This is a genomic window from Haloterrigena sp. KLK7, from assembly GCF_037914945.1.
Taxonomy (GTDB): Archaea; Halobacteriota; Halobacteria; order Halobacteriales; family Natrialbaceae; genus Haloterrigena; species Haloterrigena salinisoli.
Genome location: NZ_CP149787.1, coordinates 228,532 through 244,710, shown reverse-complemented (window position 1 = coordinate 244,710; position 16,179 = coordinate 228,532). Strand labels below are relative to the sequence as shown.

Genomic DNA, 16,179 nt, shown 5'->3' with positions numbered 1-16,179 from the left:
ACTGTCTGGTACCATCCATCCCCCTGTGTAGTCAAGCAGCTCATCCATTCGAGCAGAGAGACGAGTGATCGGACACAGTTTTCCGAGATATCCAGTTTTCGTGAGAAGAGGTGCGAAGTAAGTCTCCACTCCTTCAACACCGTAAGAATTCGAAGTGCATCGTCGCGTCCGATCTCAGCCAACTGCCATTCGACATGAGCCCCTTCGAGAAATCCGTGGCACGGCTCACAGACGGTTACGAGGTTAAGCCCAAGCGGGCATCTGACTTTGGTAGATACTTTCCGGGAACGATATGATGGGGTCTCCAACGAGGGTGGAGATTGCTCGTAATTCCCGTTGTGATCGCCACAGCGTTGGCATACATACTTGTCTCGCTCCTTTCCCAGTTGCGTGCTTTTCTCAGTCAGACTGCGCGAGGCTGGAGCGTCGGGCCTCGAGGGCCGTCCAAATGGCGGTAAAGACCCCACTAATCCCTCGTAGGCGTCCCTCTTGTCGCCGGTCAACGCGAACAGGATTTCGTTGGCCGCGCTGAACAGCGTCCGACACTCCTTGAGGTTGACGTACTCCACCGCAACGTCGTCATGGTAGGCGGCGAACGCCCGGCAGATCCGCCGTGTCGTCAGGGTCTTCCCCGTGCCGGGCGGCCCGTACACTGAGACTGTCGGCGGCAGATTGCATCCAGAGTCCGCCGCTTCCGAAGTGATCGATGACGTCGGATTCTTCATGTCACTGACGATTGACGACGTAACCGATACCCTTGAGCGCGCACTCTCCGGTGAACGACCGACTACGGAGCCGACGACTCGAGCCCAGCAATACGACTGGGACTCCGTCGCAGAGCAGGCGGAGCAGTGCTACCGGCGGGCGATTGACGGCAACTGGTAGGAGCTGCGTCTCCCGTCAGAGATTACCTATCTTCCTTGTTCAGGCCCGCCGAATCGTCGTTTTCGTTCATCGCAAATTCTTCGCGTTCCCCGCCGAGTGGCGTGTATCGTTCTTTCGTGTACTCGCGACCGTACGGATGGTCCAAGAGCCCCCAGTAGAGGAGCGCCCGGTGGAGTCGTAATCCTAGTCGCTTCCGGAGACTCATACGGCTACCTCGACAACCCTCCTAATACGGATGACGCCAACTATTATATCCAATAACTATACTCGACAGACGAAAACCCAGAGTCGAACACAGTTACCTGAACTCTCATCGAACGGATGACCTAGTTCGATGCTAGTACTAGTACTCTGTAACCGCTATCGATAGCTTCCCGATTAGACCACCGCAGGTGTGACTGAAAGGGGTGACGGGCTCGAGGTGCGAAACGACGTAAGCACCCGACTGGCCGCCAAACTCTGGGCGGCCAGAACCGACCCAACAGTCGGAGATGATTCCTTGACGGACGACTGCAAGTCCGTCAACGAGTACGTCACTGCCTCCGACCTGAAACACTGGATCCGCCGCCAGGAGGACAGTGTCAGCGAGACCTACGCAAAGAAGTTCGTCTCCCGCGCGATCGACGCGGCCCTCGAGCTCTCCAAACATCGGCTGGCGGTCCGCAAACACACCCCGTGCAAGAACGGTCTCAAATACCGAACGTATTCAGTTATGAGGACGGTTACCGATTAATATCGGCACTACTGAAATGGGTGAATAGCGAGGATAGCATCACTAGTGGATGACGGCTCGTCTATCAGTCCTCATATAGCAAAATAGTGACTTATCTGTCATCATTCGTAGAGACTGCCTCCTCGAAATCAGCTTCTGTAATCGTGTTTCGCATCCGTTCGAGCATCGACTCAACTTGGTCTCGATCACCAGCCTCGAGTGCGTACTCTAATTCATCGAGACTAGTCGTCATAGTCCGCTGAAGCTCGGTCAGCATCTCTTCGAGTGGCTGCCGGACTGCGTGCTTCTGCTTCCATCGAAATCGGGCTTTTCTAACTCTTGATTTTGATGTTGCAGGACACACTGTCCGATACCGTCCATCGCCCTGTGTAGTCAAGCAGTTCATCCGTTCGAGCAGAGAGACGAGCGATCGGATACGGTCTTCCGAAATATCCAATTTTCGTGAGAGATGGTGCGGAGTAAGTCTTCGCTCCTTCAACACCGTAAGAATTTGAAGTGCATCATCGCGTCCGATCTCAGCCAACTGCCATTCGACATGAGACCCTTCGAGAAATCCATGGCACGACTCACAGACGGTTACGAGGTTAAGCCCAACGCGGGCATCTGACTTTGGTAGATACTTCCCGGGAACGATATGGTGGGTCTCCAGCGAGAGTGGAGATTGCTCGTGATTCCCGTTGTGGTCGCCGCAGCGTTGGCATACATAATTGTCGCGCTCTTTAATCTCGGTTGCGCGATTTTTCCAGTCGGAGCTGCGCGAGGCTGGAGCGTCGAACTCAACAGGACTAGTATCTGTCTCTTGATCTTCGTCAAGAATATCCGACAGGTCCCACTGAGAACTCATGGCGGACGCCCCTCCGTAGGATTACTGTATGCTCGAACTGCCAATTCAGTGAGACAGAGTTGATGTGTCCGCGACGTTGGCAGTGCGATCGCTCCAAGGCGGCCACCCATTAGGACCTCTGTCGTGCCAAGCGTCGGCGACTTAATCGTGCTGGGCGTACAGCTATAACAGTACAGTCGGGGGACATTCCACTGTACTGATTCAGCGCAGCGATACGCATATGCGAACACGATATCCGTCTCGTGGAGGACTGCCCCACAGCCAATGCAGAGGGCGCCATTCGAGCGCGGCCCAATGGGGTGGCCGGCTAACACCGCCTCCAGGGTCGCGATGACCGTGGGCTCGTCATTGTGGGCGTCATCGATCGCCGACCGATGTCGACAAGCGTCGTTACTGGGCATCGGACCTCGCCTCCGGATGGCGCGTCGCGTTGAAGCACGCAAAACAGGGGAGTCGGTCCATAGTCGGACCGTCACACCAGTCGTGATCACACAGTTCGTCAACCGGGTCGCTTTCAGTGATGGGATCCGTAGCTAACATTGCTTCTCGAGCCTCTGAGAAGCGCGGTTCGGTGTGCCAGCACCGAGCCACTGTCTTTCCGTGACGCTTCGCGCTTCTCTAAAAGGATCTTCACCAGCCAGCACCATATAACTTTGCAAAGCAAAGTGGAAAGCAAATCGCAGACGAAGGTGCATTACGAAGGATATTCTACTATGGGGACGGACGTGAAGTATGGCCTAAGATATGGTCAATGAGCGATATGAACCGACTGAGAACGACGAGCTCGTCTTGAACGCGCTGAAACAAGGGCGTGAGAACAACGATCCGTGGGGCCGGGCCAATCCACGATGGTTGATGGACGAAACCGACCTTGAGAAAGGCAACGTCGAGTTTTCCCTCCGGAGTCTTCGCGATGCCGGCTGGATCAAACGTGTCTCACGCGGACTCTACGAATTCGTTGAGGATCCCCGCGACGCCTGAGACCACGGCGATCGCGGTCGGTCACGGTACGTGGACCCGCACCGCGTGCCACGCCCGCCGAGACTGTACTGCAACCCTCGTCGGCACCAGAATGGGATCAGCGTCGCTGCCAGCACCGCGTGGCTCGTGCTGCGTGCGCTCGACACTGAGGGGAGCACAACTGGCAGCGCCAAGGTCGGCACAGTGCACAACTCGAGGGACGGGAGACGCGAATTGGGCAGGATGGACGAGACGCGGCCAGACGGTATTGATGACCCCCACCCTCCGCTTACATTGGGTCGACCTCGTCACAGAGACTCGCTCGCTCTCGGCGAGTACCGCCGGGTGGTGTGCAAGGACCGCGACAGTCGCTGCGAGATTACCAAACGTCCGCCGCCGGACCGTTGCTGCCTTTTGTGCTCGCAATCGGTCGTCACCCTCTCTATCCGTGAGCACTTCGCGTTCGCGCTCAACCCGAGGTACGCACCAGTCAGACACCAGTCATTGCAGCGGGAACCCCGGTGTGCGCCACAGGTGGGACAGCGGTCCTCGAGAAAGCGGACCAACGCCTGAACGCGCAGCGGTGGCGGATCTGCCTCGAGGACCGCATGCCGGCGGCCCGGCTCACGCACGCGGTCCCAGGGATACGCGAACGCCCACACCACGCCCGCCTAGCCAGCCATCACACGGGGGACGGCCGACGCCGAGCCGAACGCCGGTATCCACAGCGGGCGGCCGGTGGCCCACACGGCTCGCGTCAGTGGGAGGGGTGGGACTGTTCGCTGGAAGCAGAGACGTCGTCAGCCTCAGCCGTGCGGGTCCCGCCCAGCGGCGTATACTGTGCTTTCGCCCGCGCGCGACCGCCCGGGTGGTGAAGGAGACCCCAGTAGAGCAGCGCGCGATGCAACCGGAGCCCCAGACGCTTTCGGCGGTCCATACAGCCGTATATGTTGTGTGGGCACAAGTAACACACCGGTGGCGACTGCTGGTGAGAACACCTCACGAAAATCACTAAATCATAGTTTGTTGTCATTTCCAGACGGGACGCTCTGGAGTACCAGTAGCCTCGTTGTCGGTTACCTGTCTAGTTGTACCTTGTGCAAAAACTCTCTGATCAGTTCAACCGGAATGTAGCCCGCTGTAACGTTTAAAGACAAGAACATCAGTAGTCCGAATGGTGGGAATACGAGTAGCGATACCAGCGGCGAGTAGCTGAAGGACGAGACAGTCATGTAGAACACAGCAAGGAATATCAGCTGAACCGCGATCAGTCTGACTACCCAGCGGAGGGAAACGATCCGAAGTGGGGATCGCTTCCAGAGCAAGGTGTTCCCTGCGAATATCGCGACATAAGAGACACCAGTCCCGATACCTGCACCGATGATGCCGTACTTAGGTATTAGGAGAACATTCAACACCAAGTTGATACACAATCCTGCGACGGTGATAGCTTCGGATTCCCGAACCCATCCCGTCGCGTGTAGCACCGGCGTTACGACTCGGGTGGTCCCCAAAAAGAACGTCCCGATGAGCAGGATTTGCAATGTTGTAGATGACGCGGAGTAGCTCGGTCCAAAGTAAACACTGAGAAACGAGTCTGCAAGGGTGAAGAGACCAATACCAAATAGTGATAATGCTAGAACGGCATATTTAAACCCTTCTTTTAGATTACTGTTTATTGTATCAATATCGCCGTTTGACCATAAGTGAGCCGTGTGCTGTAAGAATGCAGCCTGAATAACCGATGGGACGAACCAAATCATCTCCGCTGGAACGATAGCACTCTGATAGAGGGCAGCCGAGGTCTGACCCTGAAAGGACTCGACGAGAAGAAGATCTACCTTGTACAGCAACATTGCGCTCACACCACCGATGAGCTGGTATCCGCCAAACGAGATGATTTCTCGACCATATTCGGAAACGTCATCCCTCGATGGCATCTCGATGGGGATAGACCTCCGCAAAACGAGCAATCCAAGGATACATAGGAGCACGAATGAAAATACGTACCCGGTAAATACACCGACCACATCATACCCAATGTACGCCAATAGCAGTGCAACAGAGGTGTACACCAGCTGGCGACCAATATTAAGCGCTTCAGCGATTGACTCTCGCTGTATACCGTAGAAAGCAGCTCTGGCAACGGCATACACATTGCCGAAGAAGACTACTAGAATAATCGCCCAAGTGTATGGTACATACGTTGCGGGTAGGACGCCCAAATTAGACGATAACAGGACAGCAATTCCGGCCAATAGTGCGTAAACTATGCCGATCAGCAACGAAATTGAGACGACTTTCGATACTCTGTGGCTGTCGTCTTTCCCATCTCCAACTACTTTCCTCGTCGCATCGAATAGCCCCCCCTTAGATATGAGTGTGATAATGCTAAATCCGGCCAGTACGGTTGCGTATACCCCGTACTGAGATTGTGAGATAACTCGGACGAGAATGGGGGTGAACAGTATACTGATGATCAGCCCAGCAAACTTCCCGAAAAAAATAGAAATAATCGATCGAAGGAGTGATGCCATGATATAGGACCTATCCCATTTCAGAACTTAGTTCAAACGGTTCTGTGACGGGGAATCATCCACAAATCTACTCCATAGCCTGAATTAATAGATCGAAGCTCTTTTCGTGTATCTCTGAAGCTGATCGACATTAGATGGTATCGAGAATTTGACCTCAATGTCTTTATGGGGTTTGTAGTATGATAAATTGAGTCGTTCCGCTACCTGCTCTACTTTCGGCTCATAGGTAAGTGGCAGTATTGGCTTTCCGCAGATCGCGGCGAAAATGAGCGAGTGGTACCGCGCTGCAACCATTTGGTCGACACTTGATACTCTCTTGAGCGTCATCTCTACAGAGAACTGATACGGTAAGATCGGGATATCGAGATGTTTCTGCGCGAATTTCTCGTCTTTTGGCGTGAACGGTATGAATACCGAGTTCTCGATACTCTCGCATATCTGCTGGGCGTTTCTAATGAAGCGCTCCGCGGCACCCTCCAATTCCGTGTATCCAAAGTACTGCTTCGGCGCGTCGTTCGACATATCGTCTTTCTCTAGGCGATCGTGTCGGCCGCCGACGCTCCCACTCGGCACTCCAAACAGGCTGGCCGCGGGCGTCGTCCACCACGCCTAGACACGCCTCAAGTTGATCCGGTGTAAACCGTGTTCTGCCGCCCACGAGCCCCACCCCGCGAACCACGGCGTGGCACGCCCATCATGATCCAACCAGCCGTCCCACGTGTGACGGCCGACGCCGAGCTAACGCCGGAATCTACAGCGAGCGGCCGGTGGCCCACACGGTCCGTGTCAGTGGGAGGGGTGGGACTGGTCGCTGGGAGCAGGGACGTCGTCAGCCTCAGGCGTCCGGGTCCCACCCAGCGGCGTATACTGCGCTTTCGCCCGCGCGCGCCCGCCCGGATGGTGGAGGAGACCCCAGTAGAGCAGCGCTCGATGCAGCCGAAGCCCCAGACGCTTTCGGCGATCCATACAGCTGTGTATGTGATGTGGGGACAAGTAACACACCACTGGCGACTGCCGGTGATATTCTTGAACTCAAAGACGAGGCACGGCAATTCGGCGCGGACACACTCCTCCAGCAGAGTGGAGAACAGCGTCGTCTGTCCGGCACCGGCCCGCCCCACCGCCAGCAGGTGCGCTGTCAACTGCTCGTCCGTCACCCCAACCGGATGCCCCTCAGGATCCGTGCCCAGCCAGAACCCGCCATCAGATACAGGGAACGAGTACTCCCAGTCGTACTGCGCGGCCCGCGTGTCGATCTGCTGCACCGGCCGCTCGTACCACTGGGAGAACCGGTGGGACCGGTCACGGCGCACGGCCGCCGCCCACAGCACGTTCTCGATCTTCCCCGCCGGCTCATCGACCACCCCCCTCATTGCTCACAGCGCCTGAAGCGCAGCCGGGGACGGCCGATCACCAGCCAGAGCGCCACAGCTGGCAGAAGACCAGATACGCAAAACGAGGCACGGCAGACCGCTATCGATCCGGCACCGGTCTCACGGACAACTGGACTCTATCTGATTGAATCGATCGGATGGCCTGTCTCTACGTGATGATCAATTGCCTCTTGCGAGCGCTCCTGTTTCGTCTGCCCGTTTGACGCACGGGCCTGCCAGTCACAGTGGAGACAATAGTTGATCGTCGTGTCCTGTGAGAGCACGGTCTGCGCCCTCTCTTCCCCGGTGCTGTCAGCACCACTCTCTTTGTTCCACTGGATCGACGGCGACTTCATAGATTCCCCTCCAGCTGTCCAGCAACCGATTGCATCGACAGCGAGGCGGTATCACTGTCAGCCAGTTCAGAGATGCATCCGCCTCCATCTGCTTCAATGGTGACTTGGTACCCGCAGTACTCAAATGAGACACTCCCAGCAAGCCGTGAAGATCCTGTTGAGTCGAAGAGACTGTTCAGTGCATCGGGATCTAGAACATTGTAGAGCGGCTCGAGATCCATGGGATCGGTCCCGTTAACTTCAGAGAGAGCGATGACGAGAGCGGAACTCGGTTGCTCCGACTCTGACCAGGTAAACGCGTACAGCGGCTTCTCGTCCTGTGGTTTGTACAGATCCATGTGGGTTCTCATCTTCGTCTAATCCGGTTTGACGGGTAACGAACCGGATTCCACATGGAACGGGTTTATACGTCGAGTGATGCCAAGCAGCAATGAGACGTCATTCTTGTTTTGCCGACGGCAGCAATGTTTCAGCAATCAGATTCTGCGTCCCACGTCGGATTCGATCCGAGACAGCGCGATGAGAGATCTCGAACTGCTCACCGAGTTCTTCTTGCGTGGTTTGGCGCGGTTGGTCGTAATAGCCCTCCTGGTAGGCTGCGATCAACGCTTCGCGCTGTTCTGGCGTCAATGACTGATAGTTCCCCTCCACGAGCTGTTCAAGGTCATAAAGTCGCTGCAACTCGATAGAAACCCCCTCTTCCTCGAAGATGTCCTGAAAGTCACTGAATGCCGATTGGTCCTGAGTCCGCACTTCGAACCGCCAGTGGTCAGCGGTCCCAACCGCTTCAATAATGGTCGCATCCAGCTGTCTGATTCCGTTGATCAAATGTGCATCCGGCGCCCATTCAGCCTGGAACAACGCACCGTCTTCAACCTGCGACAGTAAATTGATGTTTGAAACGTTTGGTTCTGTTTCAGCGTCCTCCAGGAAGATCTCTGGTTCACACCCCCACACCCAAAAAAACGGTAACGCAGATTCCTGCGTCGGGACAATCCGTTCGACCTCGATTTCTGTGTTCGGTGTTGTGACAAGCGTCTCGCCGAATGGAAGTACCTCTGGGGGAATGGTAAATTCAGCAACCACACTCATGGGATACCGGTTGCTACGATCCCGCCGCATAAGGAATCAGGGGAGGAAATGAAATCGATTGTGGGATAATAGGTGTTCTGACAGGAGCGGGGATCGCCTGGACGCCCGGCCGGAGGCCCCTTCCCCGAAGACAACACTCTCCAGACTGCTATTAGCCGGTTGTATAAACCCCTACCACATGGAACCCCGTCCGTTACCTACACGACAGGACTAGACGGCCCAACACCGACATGGATTGGCCGTATTGGCAGGTGGTGGGCCAGCGTAAGATCGTGCAGAATCAGATACCCGGATTGACAGGGAAGGCGATGCGCCAATGACCAGCTCGACCGCAATTGAGATTCTCCTTGTTGAGGACAATCCCGGCGATGTCCGTCTGATCGAGGAGGCGTTCAAAGAGATAGATATTGAGGTCGCACTCCAGATCGCTATGGACGGCGTTGAGGCCCTGGAGGTGCTGGCTCAGGAAGAGCAAACGGGGACATCCGCGTATCCGGAACTCATCCTGCTGGATTTGAATCTCCCAAAGAAGGATGGATACGATGTACTCAGGCATATCAGGAATGATCCAGACCTCTCGCATCTACCGATTCTTGTCCTCACAAGCTCGGAAGACGAGGGGGATATCAGCAAAAGCTACGACTTAGCGGCGAATGCATACCTGACGAAACCGACTGACCCCGCTGAGTTTATCTCACTCGTCCAATCGATTGAACGGTTCTGGATCCAGGCGGTCGAGTTACCCCCAGTCCCATCGTAGTCTCACGCAGCGAACAGGGGACTCCAATCTGGCAGGTTTCAGTCCGTGTCGGCTGCGAGCGTCAGCTGCGAGGATTTCTCGTTCCGCATCGTCCGCGAGGGTGGACTCGGCGCCCGGCCACGGCCACTCGAGGGCCCACGGCAGCGTCTCCACCACCCCCGCGAGGCGCTCACGCGCGGTCGCCCACGCGGACTGGGGATGGGCGTCGGCGACCAGCTCGAGACACGCCTCGAGTGTGAGCGGGACGCCGACGACCCCGTCCGCTGTCCGCGAGTGCCAGCAGTGACGCGACAACTAGCGATGAGTTCAAATTAGTTTTATATGCCAACGGGTGATACTCTCATGCACACTCGCGGCCCACGGGAAGGAATGAGCTCCTGTGAGACACCGCGCCACCCCCAGCGTTACACCATGCTCTGTGGCGACGCCGCGAGTGGTTCCCCTCCCCCCTCCCCCCCACCCCTACGCTCAAACCCCCCAGACCGTTTTTCCAGGACGACTAGGGCGAGTGCCTCGGGGCTCGACGGTGAGGGGAACGCCCGGCAGCCAAGAGGGACGCATTCAGAACGACCAGCCAGTACACTACCGTGTCCGTGAGCCTGCTCCCTGCAGGGGTCGTCGACCACCCGCCGCTTCCGACTCACCAGCGCAGAGAGCCGTCCACGACGCCTGCGTGACGGGCCACGAGAAGCTGGAGGGCTGTGGACGGAGTCGCGAGTCGTGCAGCCGGTTGCCAGGTGGTCGGTCAGCGACGTGAGACGCGTGTCGGACCTAGAGGCCGACACCTCCAGGCGACGCGGATTCGGTCCTGGCCTGTGGCCGGGTCACTCGCGGCCGACGCGTGGCACCCGCTAGCAGCGACAAGCGGCGGCGAACCGAACGCTGCGGCAGCTACCGATCCCGGCAGCCAGGGCACCGGCGAGTGGTCGCGTTCCGCGCGGCGCGGGTGCTGGAACGCACCTCCGCCGACAGGCAGCACCCGCGCCCAGACGCCCCGCAACGGGAGACTGGACCGACTGCAGCGACTGGACAGCGGGCATCGTGGCCGGGCCACAGCGGCCACACTGGCCTGGGCGAGTGCGTCGGTTCACGACGGACTCGCGCCCGACCCGTCGATCCCGCGCTGTTCGGTCGCGGCCGCTGTTTCGAGACGGTGCGCAAACGCCTCCAGGCAGGCGTGTGGCGCCGCGGACGCGGTCGGCGGCTGATCGAGGAGGCCGATCTCGACGGTCCACGTGTCGGTCAGGTGGCCGTCAACGACCTCGAGATTGAGAATCGAGCGGCCGTCGATCGCAATCGCGCGCTCGGACGAGACGTCGAGAAACTCAATGTTGAGGGCGGCGAGCGCCCCGCACAGGTCGAGACCGCCGGTGAACTGAGACTGCATCGTTGGGTGCGCGTCGTCTGCCATACCGACAGGCTCAACCTCCGGGAATAAAAGCATCCGCTCCGGACTGTCAGCAGACACAGACGGTCCAGACAGCTGGTAGTCAGCTGCCGCTGTCGGCGAGTCGCGGCCGGTAGCGGAGGGGTGATCGGTGAGCCAGCCCCGGCTGGCCCGTGGCCGGGCCCGGCCGTTGTGCCGAGTGTCGAACTGCAGGCGTGGAGTCCCGACGAGCCGGACGTACTGGTCGCCGTGAGAAGTCGTGGGCCGTGGTCCCCTGCGTGAGGACCTCCAGCCCACCGTTTTCTGCAGGATCGAATGACAGTTGCTCAAACTGGCCAAACGGATATCACACGAGACGAGGGGGGTGACGATTCGGTGTGCATCCACCGCGCGACGGGGGGAGAATGCTCGTGACGAGCAGTGTCTCCCGTCCCTCACGCTGCTCCGCTCCGGAGCTAAAGTCACTCCAAGGTGACTTTTAATATCAACTATTTACAAAACCAGCATCATGTGTTCCGAGTGATTTGCACCGAATCAGCCGATCAATAGACCTGCTTTTCTATCGGAGCCAACTGACGAGCCAGATGAGCGCCCTCATACCAATCAATGCGAGACCTACGGTCGATGTAATGGGCTCAGGGAAGAAAAATAGGACTGCCTCCGTAGCAATGAGTAGCGCACCGAGCCCGTACTTCGCTCTCGCTCGATCGAACAAACTTCCCGAATCGCCCATAGCTGGTTCTTTTGAATCCGGTCTCACTTAATCGATCAAACCTCCCGATTCGTCCTCGTTTCCTTGGTCGTTCGTCTGCGTCGCATAGGTTTTATCGTATCTAAAGAAAGCCTACAGATAGCTCGTATCCTCTTTTCTTGACTATCGAACTGGTGGAAACTATCGTTATTTGATGTATTCTGATACCATCTATTGTCTCTCAAAACCATGCAAGGGTACGGTTTATGCGTGTCGGTCCGTTCCGTCTGGATAGGAAACAGCAACGAGGGATCCGAAGCCCTCGTCACTGTCACCAATCAGACCCATGACTAACGCAACCACGCCAATCGAAGCGACGTTCGAACTGCAACGACAGTCGATCAAACAGAGCCAGCAGCTCTTCGAGCAGGGGCTCCAGTTCCAGGAGAATGCGGCCGAATCGTTCCTGCAAAACGGGTTCGCAGTGCAGCGAAGCGCACAGCGCCAGGGTACCGAACTCGCGCGGAAGCTCTTCGACGCCCAGCTCGACGCGTTGGAATCGGCGCTCGACGAGGAGCAGTTCGACGTTCGATCGACCGTCGACGATCAGTTCGAGGAAGGGGCCGACCAGACCCAAAAGCTGCTGAACGAGGGGTTCGAGCAGAGCGCCGACCTGTTCCAGCAGATGCTGCACGCACAGTTCGACGCGCTGGAGTCAGCGCTCGACGAGGACGAGTTCGACATCCGCTCGGCCGTCGATCAGCAGTTCGACGAGTTCGAACGAACCCAGGACGAGGCCTGGGATGAGTTCGAGGCGGAGATTCACGAAGCGGTCAGCGAACTCTCCGATCAGCAGAAAGTAGTGCTCGCGGAATCCACCGAGTCCTTCCTCGAAGCACAGCAGGAAACCGAACAGCAGACCGTCGAGGGCATCAAGCGCACCGAACAGACCGCCGAGACTGTCCAGCAGCAGACTGAAGACGTCGCCGAGACTGTCCAGCAGCAGACCCAAGCAGTCGCCGAAACGAGCCAGGCGGAAGCGCAGGTTCTCGTCGACGAAACCGCCGACGCGACCGAAGACGTCGTCGACGAAACCACCGACGCGATCGAAAACGCAAGCGAAGAGGGACCAGACGCCGCGGAGCAGAACCTGCAGAACCTCGAAGGAGTCGGCCAGGTCTACGCCGAGCGCCTCGCCGACGCGGGAATCGAGACCGTTGCCGACCTCGCGAGCACGGAAGCACACACCGTGGCGTCCGCCGCGGAGATCTCGGAGGATCGCGCATCCGATTGGATCCAAGCGGCACAGTCCCAGGCGTAGCTCTCTCGAGTTTGACTTCCTCCCACCCCTGAAAGGGTGGGATTCCTCCGCGTGGGTGATTCAGGCCGTGCCTGCGCCACCGGAGGCAAATTTCCCCATATCGCCATGGGTACTCCGGTTTGCGGGTTCCTCTTTGGTCGAGCGACCCCGTTGTCGCCAACGGTGGTCGTCCCACTCGAGGCGCGGCACCTCGCGGTGTCCGCTCTCCGTCGTGTTCTCTCGGGAGACCGCGGGCCGAGTCATCGACCCATCCTCTGCGTGTTCCATCAGCAGGTTCTCGGATGCCGCCAAGTCATCCGCGTACCGAACCTCGAGGCGACCGCCGACGCCCTCGCGGCAGCGTGCGGTCACGACATGGGGTCGACGATAACGTGTACAGCCACCTCACGTCTCGCGTTCGGGCCGCTCTCGCTCGGTGACTGTTACCTGCCCCGGCCCCTCAACGATCACGTCATAGCCACAATACCTGAAAGTGACCGTCACTGCCGAGTGGCTGGCAGCGTCGGGTGAGTCAAAGAGCGCATTCAAGGCATCGGGATCGATCGTCTCATAGAGGGGCGGCAGTGCGTCGTGTTCAGCCCCGTCAGTGTCGCGTCGTGAACGAATACGCCGTCCAGAAACGGATGCAACGGCCTCAATAACGGCCATCGCTGGCGTTTGGTCCGTCGCTTGTTGAGTCGGTCCCATGTGAGTGCGTTCGCTGTCCCGGCGGGAAGTAGCTCAGATTAACTCTACTTAGGGCTTTAAGTAGACGCGTCCTGAGCGAGCGTCTGCTGAAGCAGGTTCTGCTGCCCCCGCCGAAGCCGTGTCGATAAGGCTGCCGAGGACACCCCGAGGTCCTCGGCAAGCGTTCCTAGTTTCGTCTGGCGTGGGACGGCAAAGTACCCGGCTTCTAAGGCATGCAAAAGCGCCTCGCGCTGTGGGTCCGTCACGCCAAACGGGTTATCAAGCCCACCGTCGTTCATCGCGCCTTCTTCGCGATAGAGCTGCTGTAACGTAAACGAGATCTCGCGCTCGCGACAGGCGTCACGGAAGGTGGCCACCGCTTCACGGGATGGAAAACGGGCTGTGAGATGGATTCCATCACGCGTTATCGTCGACCGAACTGGAATGATATTTTCTTCCAGCGCAATCGGGTAGAGTTGGTCCGGTGCCCGCTCCTCCGGAAAGATAATCTGATACAATCGTTTCTCGTGGAGATCACTGAGATGCTGGACGTCTGCAACCGTCGAATCAGTGGCGAGTGCGGCTTCGAAGGCCTCGAAATCACCACCCGATGCCCAGACTGCCAGCCGGGGTTCGCCTGACACAATGCGGAACTCCTCTTGCTGGAGGACGATATCGGGCACTGCTTCGAATGTCGCGTGAAGGAACAGAAGTCCAATTTTTACCCGCCCAATGAGTGCCATTAGCCCACATTCATGGGGTTTCAGTGTTATTTGTTCGGATTAGCCAGTCTGTGAGAGGGAACCCGACGGAAAATAGGGATCCGGCTACTGGCCTCCGAGTCTCCTATAATCGGGTCGCAGACGCACGTCCCGTTCAGCGTCGCTACCGATGGTCGTGCCCACACTCGTTGGGGGCGTGCTGCCATCCTCGCGGGCGTCCACGCCGCACAAGCCCGCACAGGCGTTACCGACCGCAACGCGCAGGACCGTTGGGACTCGAACCCCACGTCCACGGCCACACCGGGGAAGACGACGCGCAGCCGATGACCCTATCCGCTGGCACACCGGTTCGCGGGCCACTACAGCGAGGCAAGTGCGGGAGGAGAGGGGCCGTCCTGCCGACGCGCGTCGACCCGGAAGTGGACAGCGAACCGATCTGCCACTACCGTGGCGCTGCCGCCGGCCCTGCGTCTCAACGCGACGGTCGCACAACGCCAGGACATCCGGGCTGGGGGGCCGGCCCGAGGGCGTCGGCCGCGCCCGAGTCAGCCCTCGGTTTCGACGACTTCGATGACGTTCCCGTCGGGATCGCGGAAGAACAGGATCTCGAGACCGAGCTCGACCTGTTGGGGTTTGCTGAGGGGGTCGGCGTCCGCGGGCAGCGCCTCGTAGAAGGCCTGGAGATCCGCCACTGCGAACCCGATGTGGATGGCGCCGTGCTGGTTGATCGCCGTCGGGTGGGCGTCGGCACCGGCCGGCTCGTATTCGATGAGTTCGATGCGTGTCCCGTCGGTCCCGGCCGTCAAGTGGGCGAAGTGGCCGGTCGCGCCGTCGACATCGATCGCCGTCGCGATCCCCTCGCCGGCGAGCGTGAACTCGTCGACCACCTCGAGCCCGAGCGTCTCACCATAGAACTCGAGGGCCGCGTCCAGGTCCGTGACAACGACGCCAACATGATGGGTGGCACTGATACGCATCACCTGGCGCTACGGTCCCGGTGTATAAAATAGTCAGTTCCGGGAGAGATCGGCGAGCGGTCGCTTCGCGCACACGACAGGTCGGCGAGTGGGCACAGGCCGGTTGACCGACCACGCAGACACCCGTGTGGTCCACCGCCCGCGAGCTCGTCCGCGGCGGTCGCCCCGAGCTGGAGGTGCTGCTCCCCAGCGACGACCGCGGCGGCGGGCACCGCATCGGCGTCGAAGCGGTCGCTGTCGCGGCCGGGCAGGGCGAGCCGTGCGTGAGAGACGTGGCGTGCCCACTGTCGGGTGGGTCCCCGACTCGCCACCTGCCAAGTTCGAGACAGACAGCCGTCGCATCGCGTCCGGAGCGGGGGGCTGCGATGCGGCAGGTCGGTGAGGAGCTGCCACAGCCACGCGCGTCTCTCGCCGCGCCACATCAGTGCTTAGGAGGCAAGAAGCCGGGCGAGCCAGACGATCGGGAGCACCGGGATGGCCAATCCGGTGACCAGAAGCAGGATGGCGATCACGATTTTCTCGGCGCGACTCGACTCATGCCAGATCGACTGCCACATCTCATCGATCGCCTGTGCCGTGCGCTGAATCAATCCGGCCATAGCTGATCCAACGGCCGTGAGCCGGAAAATCCGACCGCCTGCAGCGGATGGGGTGCCCCCGTTTCACAGCGTCTCGAGTGGCTCCCCGTTGTCGACACGACGGCCGCGCATGCCCGCACCGCCGCACTGCACGCCGCCTGTTACCAGCGGCCCGGGAGGCGTTCATCGCGGGGACCGCGCTGGCGCTCGGGGAGCGCTTGGGGGTGGCTGACGCTGCTTGTGACGGCCCCGGGCTGACCGAGGCGCTCGCCGGTGACCTGCTCAACTGCCAGACGG

The 16,179-nt window shown here is 59.0% G+C and carries 14 protein-coding genes and 2 pseudogenes; 4 read left to right on the top strand and 12 right to left on the bottom strand.

From position 1 onward, the window contains the following. Positions 1-432: 432 nt before the first annotated feature. Positions 433-671 (bottom strand): annotated as a pseudogene (locus WD430_RS01235) (AAA family ATPase); the annotation flags it as partial. Positions 672-907: 236 nt separating this feature from the next. After that, positions 908-1,090, bottom strand: coding sequence for a hypothetical protein (locus tag WD430_RS01230; RefSeq protein ID WP_339104219.1), 183 nt, complete (start codon positions 1,088-1,090; stop codon positions 908-910). 222 nt (positions 1,091-1,312) lie between these two features. On the opposite strand from WD430_RS01230, the pseudogene WD430_RS01225 reads away from it, so the two are divergent. Continuing rightward, positions 1,313-1,582: pseudogene (locus WD430_RS01225) on the top strand (hypothetical protein); the annotation flags it as partial. 127 nt (positions 1,583-1,709) lie between these two features. On the opposite strand, the gene WD430_RS01220 reads toward WD430_RS01225, so the two are convergent. Further along, positions 1,710-2,462: an HNH endonuclease gene (locus tag WD430_RS01220; protein WP_339104218.1), complete on the bottom strand. Its 753-nt coding sequence runs from the start codon at positions 2,460-2,462 to the stop codon at positions 1,710-1,712. A gap of 855 nt (positions 2,463-3,317) precedes the next feature. On the opposite strand from WD430_RS01220, the gene WD430_RS01215 reads away from it, so the two are divergent. Beyond that, positions 3,318-3,443 carry a type IV toxin-antitoxin system AbiEi family antitoxin domain-containing protein gene (locus WD430_RS01215; protein WP_339104217.1) on the top strand — a complete coding sequence of 42 codons (126 nt, stop codon included), beginning with the start codon at positions 3,318-3,320 and terminating at the stop codon, positions 3,441-3,443. Positions 3,444-4,498: 1,055 nt separating this feature from the next. On the opposite strand, the gene WD430_RS01210 is transcribed toward WD430_RS01215, so the two are convergent. The 4 genes from WD430_RS01210 to WD430_RS01195 form a co-directional block, all read right to left on the bottom strand. Further along, a complete protein-coding gene (locus WD430_RS01210) occupies positions 4,499-5,959 on the bottom strand; it encodes an oligosaccharide flippase family protein (protein WP_339104216.1) in 1,461 nt (486 codons plus the stop codon). An 84-nt stretch (positions 5,960-6,043) separates the two neighbouring features. Further along, complete coding sequence (locus tag WD430_RS01205; protein ID WP_339104215.1) at positions 6,044-6,481, bottom strand: polysaccharide pyruvyl transferase family protein; 438 nt, start codon at positions 6,479-6,481, stop codon at positions 6,044-6,046. 1,203 nt (positions 6,482-7,684) lie between these two features. Then, a complete protein-coding gene (locus tag WD430_RS01200) occupies positions 7,685-8,026 on the bottom strand; it encodes a HalOD1 output domain-containing protein (RefSeq protein WP_339104214.1) in 342 nt (113 codons plus the stop codon). Positions 8,027-8,126: 100 nt separating this feature from the next. Continuing rightward, on the bottom strand, positions 8,127-8,780 hold the full coding sequence (locus tag WD430_RS01195; protein ID WP_339104213.1) for a helix-turn-helix domain-containing protein: 654 nt from the start codon (positions 8,778-8,780) through the stop codon (positions 8,127-8,129). Positions 8,781-9,096: 316 nt separating this feature from the next. Between WD430_RS01195 and WD430_RS01190 the strand changes: the two genes are divergently transcribed. Continuing rightward, entirely contained in the window at positions 9,097-9,540 is a 444-nt protein-coding gene (locus tag WD430_RS01190) for a response regulator (protein ID WP_339104212.1), read from the top strand. Between the two features lie 1,087 nt (positions 9,541-10,627). Here the strand turns inward: WD430_RS01190 and WD430_RS01185 are convergent. Beyond that, positions 10,628-10,951 carry a hypothetical protein gene (locus WD430_RS01185; RefSeq protein WP_339104211.1) on the bottom strand — a complete coding sequence of 108 codons (324 nt, stop codon included), beginning with the start codon at positions 10,949-10,951 and terminating at the stop codon, positions 10,628-10,630. Between the two features lie 1,013 nt (positions 10,952-11,964). On the opposite strand from WD430_RS01185, the gene WD430_RS01180 reads away from it, so the two are divergent. Continuing rightward, positions 11,965-12,939: a helix-hairpin-helix domain-containing protein gene (locus WD430_RS01180; protein ID WP_339104210.1), complete on the top strand. Its 975-nt coding sequence runs from the start codon at positions 11,965-11,967 to the stop codon at positions 12,937-12,939. A 384-nt stretch (positions 12,940-13,323) separates the two neighbouring features. Here the strand turns inward: WD430_RS01180 and WD430_RS01175 are convergent, their stop codons facing one another. The 4 genes from WD430_RS01175 to WD430_RS01160 form a co-directional block, all read right to left on the bottom strand. Then, positions 13,324-13,626, bottom strand: a complete 303-nt coding sequence (locus WD430_RS01175) for a HalOD1 output domain-containing protein (protein WP_339104209.1) — start codon at positions 13,624-13,626, stop codon at positions 13,324-13,326. A 56-nt stretch (positions 13,627-13,682) separates the two neighbouring features. After that, positions 13,683-14,348 carry a helix-turn-helix domain-containing protein gene (locus WD430_RS01170; RefSeq protein WP_339104208.1) on the bottom strand — a complete coding sequence of 222 codons (666 nt, stop codon included), beginning with the start codon at positions 14,346-14,348 and terminating at the stop codon, positions 13,683-13,685. Positions 14,349-14,872: 524 nt separating this feature from the next. Beyond that, positions 14,873-15,304, bottom strand: a complete 432-nt coding sequence (locus tag WD430_RS01165) for a VOC family protein (protein WP_339104207.1) — start codon at positions 15,302-15,304, stop codon at positions 14,873-14,875. Between the two features lie 428 nt (positions 15,305-15,732). Continuing rightward, positions 15,733-15,903 carry a hypothetical protein gene (locus WD430_RS01160; protein WP_339104206.1) on the bottom strand — a complete coding sequence of 57 codons (171 nt, stop codon included), beginning with the start codon at positions 15,901-15,903 and terminating at the stop codon, positions 15,733-15,735. Between the last annotated feature and the right edge of the window lie 276 nt (positions 15,904-16,179).